This is a genomic window from Hoeflea sp., assembly GCF_039975035.1.
In the GTDB taxonomy this organism is placed as follows: domain Bacteria; phylum Pseudomonadota; class Alphaproteobacteria; order Rhizobiales; family Rhizobiaceae; genus Hoeflea.
The window spans coordinates 1-14269 of record NZ_JBDWHW010000070.1; the positions used below are offsets into that span (position 1 = coordinate 1).

The following is a 14269-nucleotide window of genomic DNA, read 5'->3' on the forward strand; positions in this document are numbered from 1 at the left end:
GGTCCCGCAGGCTGGCCAAGGACTGGGAGAAATCCATCCAGAGTTCAACAGCATGGACCCTCATCGCCCATATTCGCATTCTCATGCGGCGGTTGGCAAGGCTTTGCGATTAATGACGAACTTTTGAATCGGGCTCTTAGAAAATACGGCGTAACCGTATGATTGATGGAGATGCGGCGCGCTCCACCTCTCCCCTGGTGGGAGAGGACACAAACTCACGGGCTTGGACCGGCAGGGCCAAGCCTCGATTTTGGTGGTGAGGGGGCGGGAGGGACACCGGATTTGCAGCCAATCCCCTCACTTGCGATTTTCAGCACCTGGCTGACGCCAAGGCGCTTCAACAGCCTTGGCGCGGCGTCGCGCTCAGGCCTTCGGTTTCTCAGATCTCACGTCTTTCGTCATCCTCGGCCTCGGAGCCAGGGATCCACACCGTGATCCATCCACGACCACCACTGGTGCAGTGATTGCGGAATGGATCCTCGGCTCGGGGGCCGAGGATGACGACGGTGGGGAGCTGAACAGGTATGCAACCCAATTTCCGTCATGCCGGACTTGATCCGGCATAAAGCCGGGCGAGCGTCCGCGAGCCGGAAGACCCATCGTTGACCGCACATCAGAATGGAGTCGTCCACACCTGCAGACGCAGGCGCCGCTGGACCCCGGATCAAGTCCGGGGTGACGGGTGGTGAGTGCGTCTCTTCTAATTCCCCCCCGCGGGGGGAGATCGGGTGACGGTGGAGGGGAGAAGCGTGCCCCCCTCTCCCCTGGTCGGAGAGGATACAAATTCGAGGGCTTCGCCGCAGGCCAAGCCTCGGATTTTGGTGGTGAGGGGGCGGGAGGGACACCGGATTTGCAGCCAATCCTCTCACTTGCGATTTCCAGCACCTGGCTGACGCCAAGGCGCTTCAACGGCCTTGGCGCGACGTCGGGCTAAGGCCTTCGGTTTTTCAGATCTCACGTCTTTCGTCATCCCCGGCCTCCGAGCCGGGGATCCACACCGTGATTTAGCCGCGACCACTGCGGGTGCAGAGATTGCGGAATGGATCCTCGGCTCGGGGGCCGAGGATGACGAAGAAGTGAGACATGGATGAAGACACCTCTGACCTCACCCATTTGCGCGGGATATCGGGTGGTGCGGGGATCTTATGCCCCCCTCACCTAAAAAATCTATGACTTGGCTGAAGCCAAGACCAGGATTTTTTGTCCTCTCCCACAAGGGGAGAGGGAGAGCATCGCGGTCGCCCTCCCCGCCTCTATCCCGGCCTATTTTTCCTCGATCGAGATGCCGCCGTCGCCGATCTTGATTTCGACGCCGGAGGTCTGCTGGTCCTGGTAGACCATGTAGCCGAGGATGGCGGCGCCGACGGCGACGATGGCGATGACGATGGTGAGCGTGTTGCGCGACATGATGGCTGGTCCTTGGCTGGGCACATGGTGGTGCGGTGGCGGGCATTTAGCACGGTTTTGCAGCTGTGGCGGGAAAATTGTGGGGTCGCGGTGGCTCTCCCTCTTCCCTGGTGGGAGAGGATACAAGATCACGGGCCTGGACCGGCAGGGCCCGCGGATGACGAATGGAGAGGCCCGAGGATGACGACGGAGGGTGCGGTATCGCCAATCTCCCCCCTTGCGGCGGGGTCCGAAGGACGGGGCGAGACCCGTGGCTCGCGCCAACAGGCCCGACAGGGCAGAGGGGGTGACCTTGAGGCTGGCGCTGGAGGAGGGATTACCCCCCTCTGCCCTGTCGGGCATCTCCCCCGCAAGGGGGGAGATCACGTGACGCGGGCGTCCAAGTCGCCGCTACCTTCCCGGCCGTCCGGTCTTGCCCGGGCGGCGCTTTGAGCGGGCGGCTTCGGCCGGATCTTCGTAGGACCCCGCCCCCACCTTGCCGCGTTTGACGATCGGATCAGAATTCCCGTCGCTCACGGCCGAGCGGGCTTCGCCCTGGCCTGCGCCAATCTTCTTTTGCGCGCCTGCGGCGTCGCGGGAATCACCTCGCACTGGCTCGGGCGGGCGGTCGCCCTTGCCGTCCACTGGACGGGGCTTGGACGGAACCTTGCCGGGCAACGGTTTTTCGGTGCGGCCGACGGTCATTTCGTCCAGGCTGTTTTTCCGAAAATAGCCGGGCGCGGCGGCGGCGCCCTTGCCGGCTGCAAGCGGTTTTTCCATGTCGGTGCCCGGGCCCATGTTGTCGAGCGCCGGTTTCCGGAAATAGTTTGATTCCGGATTGCGCAGGATGTCGGGATTGGGCGCCTTGGAGGGGCCGCGTTGCGGCTTGCCGGTGGCGGTGGCCTTGCGGCTGGCCCTGGTGTTCTCGATGCCGGAATCGCGCGCCAGCGGGTCGTCCATCAGGTCGAGCTCGACGGCTTTCAGCCGCTTGATCTCGTCGCGCAGCCGGGCGGCGGTTTCGAAGTCGAGGTCGGCGGCGGAATCGCGCATCTGCTTTTCCAGCGCTTCCAGATGCGCCTTGAGATTGGCGCCGACCAGCGCGCCCTCGTCCTGAGCCTTGCCCTTGCCACCGGGCGCGGAAATCGAGGCGCGGACATGGTCGCGCTCGTAGACCGACTCGAGAATGTCGGAGATGTGCGCCTTGACCGATTCAGGGGTGATGCCGTTGGCGGTGTTGTATTCCTCCTGCTTGGCGCGGCGGCGCGAGGTTTCCTCCATGGCGCGTTCCATCGAGCCGGTGATCTTGTCGGCATAGAGGATCACCTTGCCGTCGATGTTGCGGGCGGCACGGCCGATGGTCTGGATCAGCGAGGTCTCGGAGCGCAAAAAACCTTCCTTGTCGGCGTCGAGGATCGCCACCAGCCCGCATTCGGGGATGTCGAGACCCTCGCGCAGCAGGTTGATGCCGACCAGCACGTCGAACGCGCCGAGGCGGAGATCGCGGATGATCTCGATCCGCTCCAGCGTGTCGATGTCGGAGTGCATGTAGCGCACGCGCACCCCCTGCTCGTGCAGATATTCGGTCAGGTCCTCGGCCATGCGCTTGGTCAGCACCGTGCACAGCGTGCGGTAGCCGGCCTCGGCGGTGGCGCGAATTTCGCCCAGCACATCGTCGACCTGGGCGCGGGCCGGACGCACTTCCACCGGCGGGTCGATCAGTCCGGTGGGGCGGATCACCTGTTCGGCGAACACGCCGCCGGCGGCTTCCATCTCCCAGTTTCCGGGGGTGGCCGAGACGGCGACGGTGCAGGGCCGCATCGCGTCCCATTCCTCGAACCGCAGCGGCCGGTTGCCGAGACACGACGGCAGCCGGAAGCCGTATTCGGCCAGCGTCGCCTTGCGGCGGAAGTCGCCGCGATACATGCCGCCGATCTGCGGGATCGAGACATGGCTCTCGTCGATGAACAGCAGCGCGTTGTCGGGGATATATTCGAACAGCGTCGGCGGCGGTTCGCCGGGCGCGCGGCCGGTGAGATAGCGCGAATAGTTCTCGATGCCCTGGCAGACGCCGGTGGCCTCGAGCATTTCCAGATCAAACCGGGTGCGCTGCTCCAGCCGCTGCGCCTCGATCAGCCGGCCCGAGGCTTCGAGCTCGGCGAGCCGGTGCTTGAGTTCCTCGCGGATGTGTTTGGTGGCCTGGTTCAGCGTCGGCCGCGGCGTGACATAGTGCGAATTGGCGTAGATCTTGACCGATTGCAGATCGCCGGTCTTCTGGCCGGTGAGCGGGTCGAACTCGGCGATGCTCTCGATCTCGTCGCCAAACAGCGTGATCCGCCAGGCCGCGTCTTCAAGGTGGGCCGGAAACAGCTCGATGGTGTCGCCGCGCACCCTAAACGAGCCGCGCTGGAAATCCATGTCGCGGCGCTTGTATTGCTGCGCCACCAGATCGGCCAGCAGCTGGCGCTGGTCGATGCGGTCGCCGACCTGCATCTGGAAGGTCATGGCGGTGTAGGTTTCCACCGAGCCGATACCGTAGATGCAGGACACGCTCGCCACAATGATGACGTCGTCGCGCTCCAGCAGCGAGCGGGTGGCCGAGTGGCGCATCCGGTCGATCTGCTCGTTGATGGTGGACTCCTTCTCGATGAAGGTGTCGGTGCGCGGAACGTAAGCCTCGGGCTGGTAATAGTCGTAGTAGGAGACGAAATACTCCACCGCATTGTCGGGGAAGAAATTCTTGAACTCGGAATAGAGCTGGGCGGCCAGCGTCTTGTTCGGCGCCAGGATGACGGCGGGACGCTGGGTCTGCTCGATCACCTTGGCCATGGTGAAGGTCTTGCCCGAGCCGGTGACGCCCAAAAGCACCTGGTTGCGCTCGTTCTCGTTGGCGCCGGCGACAAGATCGGCAATCGCGGTAGGCTGGTCGCCGGCGGGTGCGTAATCCGTGACCATGCGGATGGTGTGGCCGCCCTCGGATTTCTCCGGCCGCGCCGGACGGTGCGGGGTCCAGGTCTTGCCGTTCTTGAACAGCGGGTTGCCGCTCTCGATCAGGTCCGACAGCGCCTGCACGGTGGCGGTGTTGGCGCTGGTCGCGCCGGAGGCTTCCGCCTCCTCCATCGACATGTCGAGCCCGGCCACGGCATTGAGCCCGGCGGCGGCGCGGTCGCGCGGATTGGTGCTGGAACCGATCGAGGTGCCGCGCGCGGTCTTGCCGCTGTCCTTGCCAGCTGATTTGGCCGCAGCCTTGCCTTTCGGCGGCAACGCGGCGGCTTCTTCGGCACTGAGCTGACCGGCCTTGCGCCTGTGCTTGCCGGCCTTGGAGCGGATTTCGCGGTTTTCCGCCTTGCGCCGCGCCTTGACCGCGTCAAGTTCGGCCTCCTTGGCCAGATCGGCGGCCCAGTCGGCAATCGAGCCGGAGGAGGACAGCGGCGCGCCACTCAGCGGCGGCTGCGGCGCTTCCTCGAAACCATCGAATTCGGAGCCATCGGGACGGGCATTTTTTGCGGGGGATTTGGCCATGACCGCAATATGGGCAGAGTCGAGGGCGAAAGAAAGAGGCGCGCGGGGCAAACCGGGAACGAAAACGGCTGATGCTGACAGCAGGTGTCAGCAGGGCGCACCGGCTTGACCCGCCCGGAATCCGGCAGCGCCTGCACAGAAAGCCTGTAGGCAGACGCAACAATTGTGATAAACACACCCTCACCGCAGGCAGCTTGCGCGGGCAATGCTCATGGCGAACGAACCGCCCTTTTCAGCGATGAAGGCCACATGGACACCACACTTTCCGCACCGCTGATCTTTCTCGACCCCGACGGGCGCATCACCGGCTGGAGCGAGGGTGCAGAGCGCCTGCTGGGCTGGAAGTCCGCGCAGATCGTCGGCCATCCCTACAGCGAGATCTATGACGACCGCGGCTTCTTCATCGGTTCGAAAGGCCCGCAGGATCTCGATTCGGTCTCGGTTCCGACGCCCGACGGCGGCCGGGTGGTGGCGCTGAGGAGCCCCCACACCAAGCATCTGCTGGAACGTCTCGACCTGACGATGACCAACTCCGACATCATCGGAGCCTGGAACTGGGATGTGTCGGGCGACCGGATCTTCACCGACGGCCGCTTCGCACGAACCTTCGGGCTCGACCAGGAGCAGGCCAGCAACGGATTGCCGCTGGAGGAATTCATCAACCGGATCCACCCGGAAGACCGCGCCCGCGTTGCCGACGAGATCGTCCGCACCATCGAGAACGGCGGCACCTACAGCGCCGAATACCGGGTGATACAGCCCGACGGCTCGGTGTCGCATGTGCTGGCCCAGGGCAAGCTGGTCGAAGGCGATCCAGGCAAGCCGACCCGGTTTCCCGGCGTCCTGTTCGACATCAGCGCCCGCAGGATGGCGGAGATGGAAGCCGAGGCGCAGCGCGAGCGCTACCGCAACCTGTTCGAGAACCTTGACTCCGGCTTCTGCGTCATCCGCATGATCTGGGACGACGACGGCAACCCGGTCGACTACGAATTCCTGGAGGCCAACAAGGCTTTCGTCAGGCATACCGGCATCGAAGCGCCGGTCGGCAAATGGATGCGCCGCGACATCGCCGCCGGTCACGAACAGCACTGGTTTGATTTTTACGGCAAGGTCGCGCGCACCGGCGAGCCGATGAACGGCGAAAACCCGGCCAGCGAACTCGATAACCGCTGGTTCCAGGTGCAGGCCTTTCCCATCGACGGGGTGAGTTCCGATCATGTCGCGGTGCTGTTCACCGACACCACCGCCAACAAGCGCGCCGAACTGGCGCTCAAGGCCAGCGAGGAAGAGTTCAGGTCGCTGTCGCAATCGATGCTCAACCACATCTGGACGGCGGCGCGCGACGGCAAGATCGAATGGCTCAACGACCGCGTGCTGGCCTACAGCGGCGAAACCGCGGAATCACTGAAAGGTGACGGCTGGGGCGGCATCGTGCACCCGGAGGATTTGCCCGACGCCGCCGCCTCCTGGGCCGAGGCAATAAAAACCGGCAAGGTCTACCAGACCGAGTTCCGCATACGCCGCCATGACGGCAAATACCGCTGGCACGTGGTGCGCGCCACTCCGGTCAAGACCGAGAGCGGCGAGGTACGGCGCTGGGTGGGGAGCAACACCGACATCGAGCACGCCAAGCGCAACGAAGCGGCGCTGGCGGAGTTGAACGCGACCCTCGAACAGCGGATCGAGGAGCGCACCCAGGAATTGCAGCAATCGCAGAAGGCGCTGCATCAATCGCAGAAGATGGAAACCATCGGCAAGCTGACCGGCGGCGTCGCCCATGATTTCAACAATCTGCTGCAGGTTGTGGCCGGAAACCTGCAATTGCTGGCAAAGGACGTGACCGGCAACGAGCGCGCGGAAATCCGGGTGAAGAATGCACTTGCCGGGGTCGATCGCGGCGCCAAGCTGGCCAGCCAGTTGTTGGCTTTCGGCCGCCGCCAGCCGCTTGAGCCGAAGGTGATCAATGCCGGCAACTTCATCAACAGCATGGAAGACCTGCTGCGCCGATCGGTCGGCGAATCGATCAGCATCGAAACAATTGTCGCGCCCGGCCTGTGGAACACCTGCGCTGATCCGACCCAGATCGAAAATGCGCTGCTCAACCTGGCCATCAATGCGCGCGATGCCATGGAAGGCACCGGAAAGCTGACAATCGAGGCCGGCAACGCCGAGCTCGACGACACCTATTGTGCCGCCTACGATGATGTCAGGAGCGGCGACTACGTGCTGCTCGCCGTATCCGACACAGGAACCGGCATGAGCAGGGAAATTCTCGAGCAGGTGTTCGAGCCGTTCTTCTCGACCAAGGCAGAAGGCAAGGGAAGCGGGCTCGGACTGTCGATGGTCTATGGCTTCGTCAAGCAGTCGGGCGGCCATATCAAGATCTACAGCGAGCCGGGCGAAGGCACCACGGTGAAGCTGTACCTGCCCCGTTCAGTTGCTGAGGAACAACAGGAGGAAGACGTGCCCCAGGGTGCTGTGGTCGGTGGAACAGAAACCATTCTCGTGGTGGAAGACGACGATGACGTGCGCGCCACCGTGGTGGCCACACTGGGCGATCTCGGCTACCGCGTGCTGACCGCGCGCGACGCCCAGAACGGCCTCGCCGTGATCGAGAGCGGCGTGCCGGTGGATGTGCTGTTTACAGATGTGGTGATGCCGGGCAACCTGAAGAGCCCCGAGATGGCCAAGCTCGCCAAGCAACGCATTCCCGATCTGGTGGTGCTGTTCACCTCCGGCTACACCGAGAATTCGATCGTCCACGGCGGCAAGCTCGACCCCGGTGTCGAATTGCTGTCCAAGCCCTACACCCGAGAGGCGCTGGACAGCCGGATCCGCCACCTGCTGGCAAACCAGGCCCAGCGCACCGAAGCGGCCGCGCAACAGGCTGCCGCCGCACAGGCGGAGCCGGCCCCCGCAAGCCCGGAGGAACCGGCGGATGCGCCGGACGGGAAACTGACGGTGCTGCTGGTCGAGGACGAGGCGCTGATCCGCTTCAACACCGCTGACATACTCGAGGAAATGGGCCACGCCGTGATCGAGGCCGGCACAGCGGCGGAGGCGCTGAAGGCCGCCGGTGCAAACGACTTTGACATTCTGGTGACCGATGTCGGCCTGCCCGACATGAAGGGCGGAGAGCTGGCACGCAAGGTGCGCGAACTCAAACCCGGTGTCGGCATTGTCTTCGCCACCGGAGAGAGCCAGATCCCCGACGGGGCTGATGCCAACGCGGTGCTGCTGACAAAACCCTATTCCGACGAATCGCTGAAAGCCGCGCTGGAAAAGCTGCGATAGGCTGGCTCCCGTGCGGCGCGAATGAGACGGAATTAATGCGCCGTTAACCAAACATTCAGGCTTGGCGTGTTTGACAGGGCCACAGGCAGAAACCGGGACAGCCACAGGCTGCGCCAGACACAGGGACCAGACATGATCCGCAAACTCCTGACCGTGACATCGCTCGCCCTCGTGCTCGCCGCTTGCAGTGACGACAAGTCCGAAGACGCCAAGTCCGGGGTCACCGAGGCGCCGGCAATGTCGGAAGCCGACACCCGTAAGGCTGACGAAGCCGCAGCCAAAGCCCAACTCGAAGCCGAGGAAAAGGTTCGCGCCGAGATGGAAGCGGAAAAGCAGGCAGCGAAAGCAGCCGCCGCCAGGGCAGCCGAAGCGGCTGCGGCGGAAAAAGCCAGTGCCGAGGCTGCAGCCAGAGCCAGGCTGGAGAACGACAATTTCGAAAAGCTGCAAGCCGAGGAAGCCCTGAGGGTCCAGGCTGAACGCGAGGCCCGCATCAGGCTTGAAGCCGAGGAAAAGGTCCGCGCCGAAATGGAGGCCGAGAAGAAGGCTGCTGCAGCCACCGCCGCGCGGGTGGCCGAGGACGAGGCCGCCATGGCTGCGGAAAAAGCGGCGGCAGCCAAGGCTGCAGCCGAGGAAGCCGCCCGGCCAAAGACCGAAGCCGAACTGGAGGCCGAGAAGATGCAGAAAACCATCAACGACGTCGGCAATGCGGTCAACGCCATCGGTGATTTGTTGCAGAAGTCGAACTGAGGCTTCCTGCGATCAGGCTGGCAACGGCCCGCGCCATCCTGGCTTATTGCGGCAATGAAAAGACAGGAAGCGGTTTCATCGCCAGACCGGCGTGAAAGCGCTTCCTCTGTTCTGGAGCATGCAGATCAGCGCCGTTTCTTGGCAAAGGAGGCATCCGGCACGCCGGTGAAGCACTTGATCACCCAGGGGTAGCTGTCGGTGACATAATAGGCGTATTGGCCATTGACCGTCATGCCGTTGCAGGCGTCGAGATCGCCCGAATTGGTGAACTCGAAATCGTCGACATACATGCCGTCATAAGTCCCGCCCGGATCACTGGCGGAAGACGGGCGGGTGCCGCTTTTCAGGCTGTAGCCGGACTTTGCCTTGCGCAGCGCGCCGGATTCGTCCTTGAAATAGCTGCCGTAGATCGGAAAGCCGTCGGCGGCGAAACCGATCACCGGTGAGCCATCCGGGCCGGGATGATCGTCAAACAGTGCCATCGGATTGCCGTGATAGTGATACTGGCCGTTGGGCTGGGTGTGGGCATTGTGCCTGTCGGCGCCAAAACCCGCGCCGGGTCCGAGCGGATCGAGCAGCCATTTGTCATTGGCGCGGCAGCCGATCGCCACATTGCCATTGGCATCGACACGGTTGCCTTGCGGCCGGTAGCAGCCGGCCGACAGGATATCGACAACCACGCCATTGAGCAGGATCGCATCATAACTGCGCTGATCGAGCGCCGTCGACGTCTGCTGCGGCTTCGGGTTGCGCGGGATTTCAAACGTCCCGGAGATTTCCGTTACCGGCGCGACGAAATTGCGGGCGCTGCCTTCGCCGGTATCGTGGTTGGGAATGGAATTGGATTCGAGCACACAATGATCAGCGGCGGCGGTGACATGCACCGCCCCCTTGAGCATCTTGTTTTGCTGGGTGTCGGTGACATCCGACGAGAAGCGATTTTCGTAAGTCGCGCAATCGGCGTTGCGGCTGGCGAAAATGGCATTGGTGATGTCGAGGCTGGTGGCTTCGTGGGCAAGGGCGGGGTGCGCAACGGCTGTGGCTGAAACGCCTGCCAGTGCCGCATAGACGACCGTCTTCCGGGCCGAGGAGATAAGCCAAGCCATGAGATGTTCCTTTTCATGCAAGTGGTGCGGTCGCTTACAGCGGATGTGTAGCCGCCCCACGCAGGAAAACAAAATTACCATTTGGACATTTTGGGGTGATGCGCGGAGGCCGAGGCGTTCGCCTGCCCCAAGATCGAGCCGGTTCATAAGCAGCAGGCCGGCGCCTCGATCATGCCGGTTTCAGCCGATCCAGCGGAACCGGCGAGGCCGGATGACCTGCCGCTTGCCGCCCGGCCTTCACAGCCCGAGCAGGCCTTCGAGATAGTGCTGCTTGATGCCGAACATGGTCTTGATCTCGGTGATCTGCTTGAGCACGGCCTCGCGATCGCGGCCCATGCGGCCATCCTTTTCCGCCACGATCAGGTTGTTTTTCGGCGTGTGCGCGTCGGAGACGAACTCGAACACTCTTGTCTTGTAGCCGTTGAGTTCCAAGAGCAAGGCCCGCAGCGTATCGGTGACCATCTCGGCCTGACGTTCGACGAAGATGCCGTGTCTGAGCAGCGGCTCGAGCCGCCCGTCCAGCTGGCCGGCTTGCATCTGCCGGCGGATCTGCTTGTGGCAGCACGGCGCCACCGCGATCAATGATGCTCCGGCACAGATGCCCTTGAAGATCGCGTCGTCAGTGGCCGTGTCGCAGGCATGCAGCGCGATCACCGCATCCGCGCCAGAAGCATCGAACTCCATGATCGCGCCAGGCTGAAAGCTCAAGCCGTCAAACTCCGAGGCCCGCGCCGTGGCGTTGCCGTCAGCCACAAGCTGGTCGCGCATTTCGACGCCAATGATACGGACCGGGCGCCGGGCGACAGTCGCAAGATAGTCGTAGAGCGCGAAATCGAGATAGCCCTTGCCTGCGCCCATATCGACAATCAACGGCTTCTCCGGCTTCAGCCCGGCGATCAGCGGCGCGAAGATCTCGACCATCTTGTTGATCTGGCGGAACTTGTCCTGCGCATCGTTGCGCACCGCGCCGGTCTTGCCGGTTATCCCGAGCGCCTTGAGCCAGGGCTTGCCGGTTTCGCTCAGTGGCCGGTTCTTGGCCCGGTTGTGATCGGTCGACGGCGCTTCGCGACCCTCCACCTCGGTGCGCTTGAGCCGCATCTTTGCGCCGTTGCGCTCGAACATCATGTCGAAATCCGTGGTCGCCAGCCGGGCACTGCGGAACTCGTCCCTGAGGCCGTCGCGCAGCAGCGCAAGCGCTTCTGACTCATTGAAGTTCTTGATCGTATCGCGGGTCTTGTAGCGGTAGGTGAAGGAATATTTGTCGCCGCCCTTGACCGAAATTTTCTTGACCAGCACCGCCTTCAGCTCCGGCTCGTCGCCGTGATAGCCGCCGAGCTTGAGCTGCACCAGCACTCCGCTCGAAAATGCCGTCCTGGTGGCGCTCAACAGCTCTTCAATACGATCGGGGGCGTTCAAGGGCATTCCTTCGGGGGTGCGGGTGGTTTCGGGCAGGTTTTGTCGCAGCGGAATTCCTTCTACCCGCGTGGGCGGGAGATGCAAATTGCCATTTCAGTCATCGCCGCCCGGAGATCCTGCAACCATCGGCAAAACGGATCCATGCTGTCAGCATGGACCCGGCAGAATAGTGATCAGGCGCAGAGGCCGTTTGCTGATCAGTTCAGCGCACCGTTGTACCAGTCGTGCAGCTTGACTTCGGTCTTGCTGCCAGCCTCGCTCAGCAGTTTTGCAAACACCTGCGGGTCCTGGGTACCGTCGTCGCGGCCGCGGTAATGGTAGGGAATGGCCATACCCGGCGCGAACGCCGCCACCGCTTCAGCTGCCTGTTTGGCGTCCATTGTGAACGGCAGGTTCATGCAGACGAAGGCCAGGTCGATATTTTCGAGCGCTTCCATTTCCGGCGTTCCCTCGGTGTCACCGGAGATGTAGACACGAGTCCCGTCGATGGTCAGCACCAATCCGAGGTCGCCTCTCGCCTTCGGGTGAAAATCCTGCCTGTCGGCAGAGGTGTTGTAGGCCGCGATGGCCTCAATGGCGATGCCGGTCTTTTCTGTAGATTCACCCGGAGCAATGACGTCCGTGCGAGCCTGCAGATCCTCAGGCATCATGCCTTTGACATCGGCATTGGTCAGGATCGGTGCCTGCGCCAGTGCGGCCAGCAGGTCCGCATTGTAGTGATCGCCGTGCCGGTGGGTGATCAGGATAAGGTCCGGCTTGGGCAGCGCCTCGTACAGACTGAGATCGCCAACCGGGTCGACATAGAGGGTTCCTGCCGGGGTTTCCATAACGATGGAAGCGTGCTCGACCGGATGGATCACGATCTTGCCATCCATGAGGTTGAAGCTCGCCGCATGTGCCGCCGCGAATCCGAGCGATGGCAGAAGCGTTACGGCTCCGACAGTAGCGGCCCCGCCAATGATAAAATTGCGTCTGGTCGTCATGGCATTCTCCTGTGGTTTCGTGAGTGTTGCATCATGCTGAATTGTTTACATCCTACTAGATGCATCACCGCAACGGGAATTCAATAAAACTTCAGCGCAGGAACCTGATCCAGCGCGCCAGATTGAGCATGCCCGCCAATGCGGCAGCGACATAGGTGAGAGCTGCAGCCTTGAGCACGCTGCGGGCGCCTGCCATGTCCTCATCACCGAGATAACCGCCCTCCCTCAGGATCGGCAGCGCCTTGTTGAAACTCGCATCATATTCGACCGGCAGTGTGACCAGATGCACCACAACCCGGATACCCAACAGGCCGATGCCGATCACCGCCATGCCAAACAGGGCCACCGGCGCGCGCAACACGATCGCCAGCACCGGCGCCGCGATGAAGAAGACCGAGGCGATCCGGTCGGTCATCATTGTGAGGCCTGCCAATGATTGCCTGAGCGCCAGCCCGCGTTCGCCGCGATGATGCTGCAGTGCGTGGCCGACCTCGTGTGCCGCCACCGCCACGGCTGTCAGGCTGGCCGCATCGAAATTGGCGTTCGACAACCGCACCATCCGCGTCTCCGGATCATAATGATCGCCCGCATCGGTTGCCTCGACACCGACCCCGGCTAGCTCGAACCGCTCGACCAGGTGTTGCGCCATCTCTCCGCCAGTACCGGGAAAATCCGGCCGCTCGACGCTGTGGCGGCGCATGGTGTGGCCGACCCAGTATTGCGGACCATAGATGGCGGCAAGCACAGCAAGGAAGGCGATAATTCCCAGGAGTGCCATGGTCAGTCGCTGTCAAAGCCGGGTTCAGTCATAAGCCTAACATAGGGTGCGCCGCCCCTCTGATAAAGGGCATGAGGGGCAGGCAGCTGCGGCGGGAAAGGTCAACGCAGCGCGAAGCTCAGCACCAGATGCAGGCGCGCAACCGGGTTGACGGCGAGGTCAATGTGGCCTTCGATGAACTGATGCCTTGCCATATCGCGGCGAGGCTCCGTCCAATGTGCTGACAGTCGACAGTCTCGAAAGGACCGCCCCGATGATCCGTCCCATCGCCGCCCTCGCCTCCGCCGCGCTGATCGCGTTTGCCCCGTTTGCCACCGCTCAGGAAGCGGCGATCTACAGCTCGATGGACGCAGTGCATCCGGTCTGGGCCAAAGAGGCCATGGTCTCGGTGCAGGAGGCTGTGGCCGCCGACATCGGGCTGCAGGTGCTCAAAGATGGCGGCAATGCGGTGGATGCAGGCGTCGCCGTGGCGCTGGCGCTGGCGGTCACCCTGCCCCGCGCCGGAAATCTCGGCGGCGGCGGCTTCATGCTGGTGCATGACGCCAAGTCCGGCGAGACCAAGGCCATCGATTACCGCGAAATGGCGCCGGCCAGCGCCACCCGCGACATGTATCTCGATGCCGACGGCAATGCCGACAGCAAGCTGTCGCGGTTTTCAGGTCTGGCCGTCGGTGTGCCCGGCACCGTCGCCGGCATGCAGCTGGCGCTTGACACCTACGGCACCATGACGCTGGCTCAGGCAGCAGAACCGGCGATCAGGCTGGCCGAGGACGGCATCACGGTCACCGCCGATCTGGCCGACAGTCTCAAGGGTCTGGAAAAGCGGCTCAAAACCTGGCCGGCCTCGGCGGCGATCTTCTACAAGGAAGATGGCAGCTTCTATGAGCCCGGCGACGTGATCAGGCAGCCGGATCTGGCAGCAACGCTGAAGAAGATCGCCAGCGATGGCCCGGACGGATTTTACACCGGCGACGTGGCGGAGAAGATCGCGGCATCGGTGCGCGACGCCGGCGGCTCGATGAGCATTGAGGATCTGGCGG

General features: G+C 63.2%; 9 protein-coding genes and 1 pseudogene. 4 read left to right on the forward strand and 6 right to left on the reverse strand.

The window, feature by feature from the left end:
- Positions 1 to 113, forward strand: a pseudogene (locus tag ABJN75_RS05835) (IS5/IS1182 family transposase); the annotation flags it as partial.
- 1150 nt (positions 114 to 1263) lie between these two features.
- Here the strand turns inward: ABJN75_RS05835 and ABJN75_RS05840 are convergent.
- Both ABJN75_RS05840 and uvrB read right to left on the reverse strand, forming a co-directional pair.
- Entirely contained in the window at positions 1264 to 1407 is a 144-nt protein-coding gene (locus ABJN75_RS05840) for a hypothetical protein (RefSeq protein WP_348437704.1), read from the reverse strand.
- Positions 1408 to 1797: 390 nt separating this feature from the next.
- Positions 1798 to 4905 carry an excinuclease ABC subunit UvrB gene (gene uvrB / locus ABJN75_RS05845; protein ID WP_348437706.1) on the reverse strand — a complete coding sequence of 1036 codons (3108 nt, stop codon included), beginning with the start codon at positions 4903 to 4905 and terminating at the stop codon, positions 1798 to 1800.
- Positions 4906 to 5154: 249 nt separating this feature from the next.
- Here uvrB and ABJN75_RS05850 point away from each other — a divergent pair, with 249 nt between their 5' ends.
- Together ABJN75_RS05850 and ABJN75_RS05855 are read left to right on the forward strand one after the other, a co-directional pair.
- A complete protein-coding gene (locus ABJN75_RS05850; RefSeq protein WP_348437708.1) occupies positions 5155 to 8199 on the forward strand; it encodes a PAS domain-containing protein in 3045 nt (1014 codons plus the stop codon).
- A gap of 132 nt (positions 8200 to 8331) precedes the next feature.
- Entirely contained in the window at positions 8332 to 8946 is a 615-nt protein-coding gene (locus ABJN75_RS05855; protein WP_348437710.1) for a hypothetical protein, read from the forward strand.
- Positions 8947 to 9071: 125 nt separating this feature from the next.
- On the opposite strand, the gene ABJN75_RS05860 is transcribed toward ABJN75_RS05855, so the two are convergent.
- The 4 genes from ABJN75_RS05860 to ABJN75_RS05875 form a co-directional block, all read right to left on the reverse strand.
- Complete coding sequence (locus ABJN75_RS05860) at positions 9072 to 10052, reverse strand: YHYH protein (protein WP_348437712.1); 981 nt, start codon at positions 10050 to 10052, stop codon at positions 9072 to 9074.
- Positions 10053 to 10289: 237 nt separating this feature from the next.
- Positions 10290 to 11468 carry an SAM-dependent methyltransferase gene (locus ABJN75_RS05865; protein ID WP_348437714.1) on the reverse strand — a complete coding sequence of 393 codons (1179 nt, stop codon included), beginning with the start codon at positions 11466 to 11468 and terminating at the stop codon, positions 10290 to 10292.
- A gap of 197 nt (positions 11469 to 11665) precedes the next feature.
- Positions 11666 to 12451, reverse strand: coding sequence for an MBL fold metallo-hydrolase (locus ABJN75_RS05870; protein WP_348437716.1), 786 nt, complete (start codon positions 12449 to 12451; stop codon positions 11666 to 11668).
- Positions 12452 to 12542: 91 nt separating this feature from the next.
- Positions 12543 to 13229 carry a zinc metallopeptidase gene (locus tag ABJN75_RS05875; protein WP_348437718.1) on the reverse strand — a complete coding sequence of 229 codons (687 nt, stop codon included), beginning with the start codon at positions 13227 to 13229 and terminating at the stop codon, positions 12543 to 12545.
- A gap of 253 nt (positions 13230 to 13482) precedes the next feature.
- On the opposite strand from ABJN75_RS05875, the gene ABJN75_RS05880 reads away from it, so the two are divergent.
- Positions 13483 to 14269: gamma-glutamyltransferase (locus ABJN75_RS05880; protein ID WP_348437719.1), on the forward strand; the 787-nt coding region annotated here is incomplete at its 3' end.

Excerpts from the sequence above, each read along its gene's own strand:
- ABJN75_RS05850 (WP_348437708.1), top strand. The coding sequence starts at position 5,155 with ATGGACACCACACTTTCCGCACCGCTGATCTTTCTCGACCCCGACGGG.
- ABJN75_RS05860 (WP_348437712.1), bottom strand. The coding sequence starts at position 10,052 with ATGGCTTGGCTTATCTCCTCGGCCCGGAAGACGGTCGTCTATGCGGCA.
- ABJN75_RS05870 (WP_348437716.1), bottom strand. The coding sequence starts at position 12,451 with ATGACGACCAGACGCAATTTTATCATTGGCGGGGCCGCTACTGTCGGA.
- ABJN75_RS05855 (WP_348437710.1), top strand. The coding sequence starts at position 8,332 with ATGATCCGCAAACTCCTGACCGTGACATCGCTCGCCCTCGTGCTCGCC.
- ABJN75_RS05840 (WP_348437704.1), bottom strand. The coding sequence starts at position 1,407 with ATGTCGCGCAACACGCTCACCATCGTCATCGCCATCGTCGCCGTCGGC.
- uvrB (WP_348437706.1), bottom strand. The coding sequence starts at position 4,905 with ATGGCCAAATCCCCCGCAAAAAATGCCCGTCCCGATGGCTCCGAATTC.
- ABJN75_RS05875 (WP_348437718.1), bottom strand. The coding sequence starts at position 13,229 with ATGGCACTCCTGGGAATTATCGCCTTCCTTGCTGTGCTTGCCGCCATC.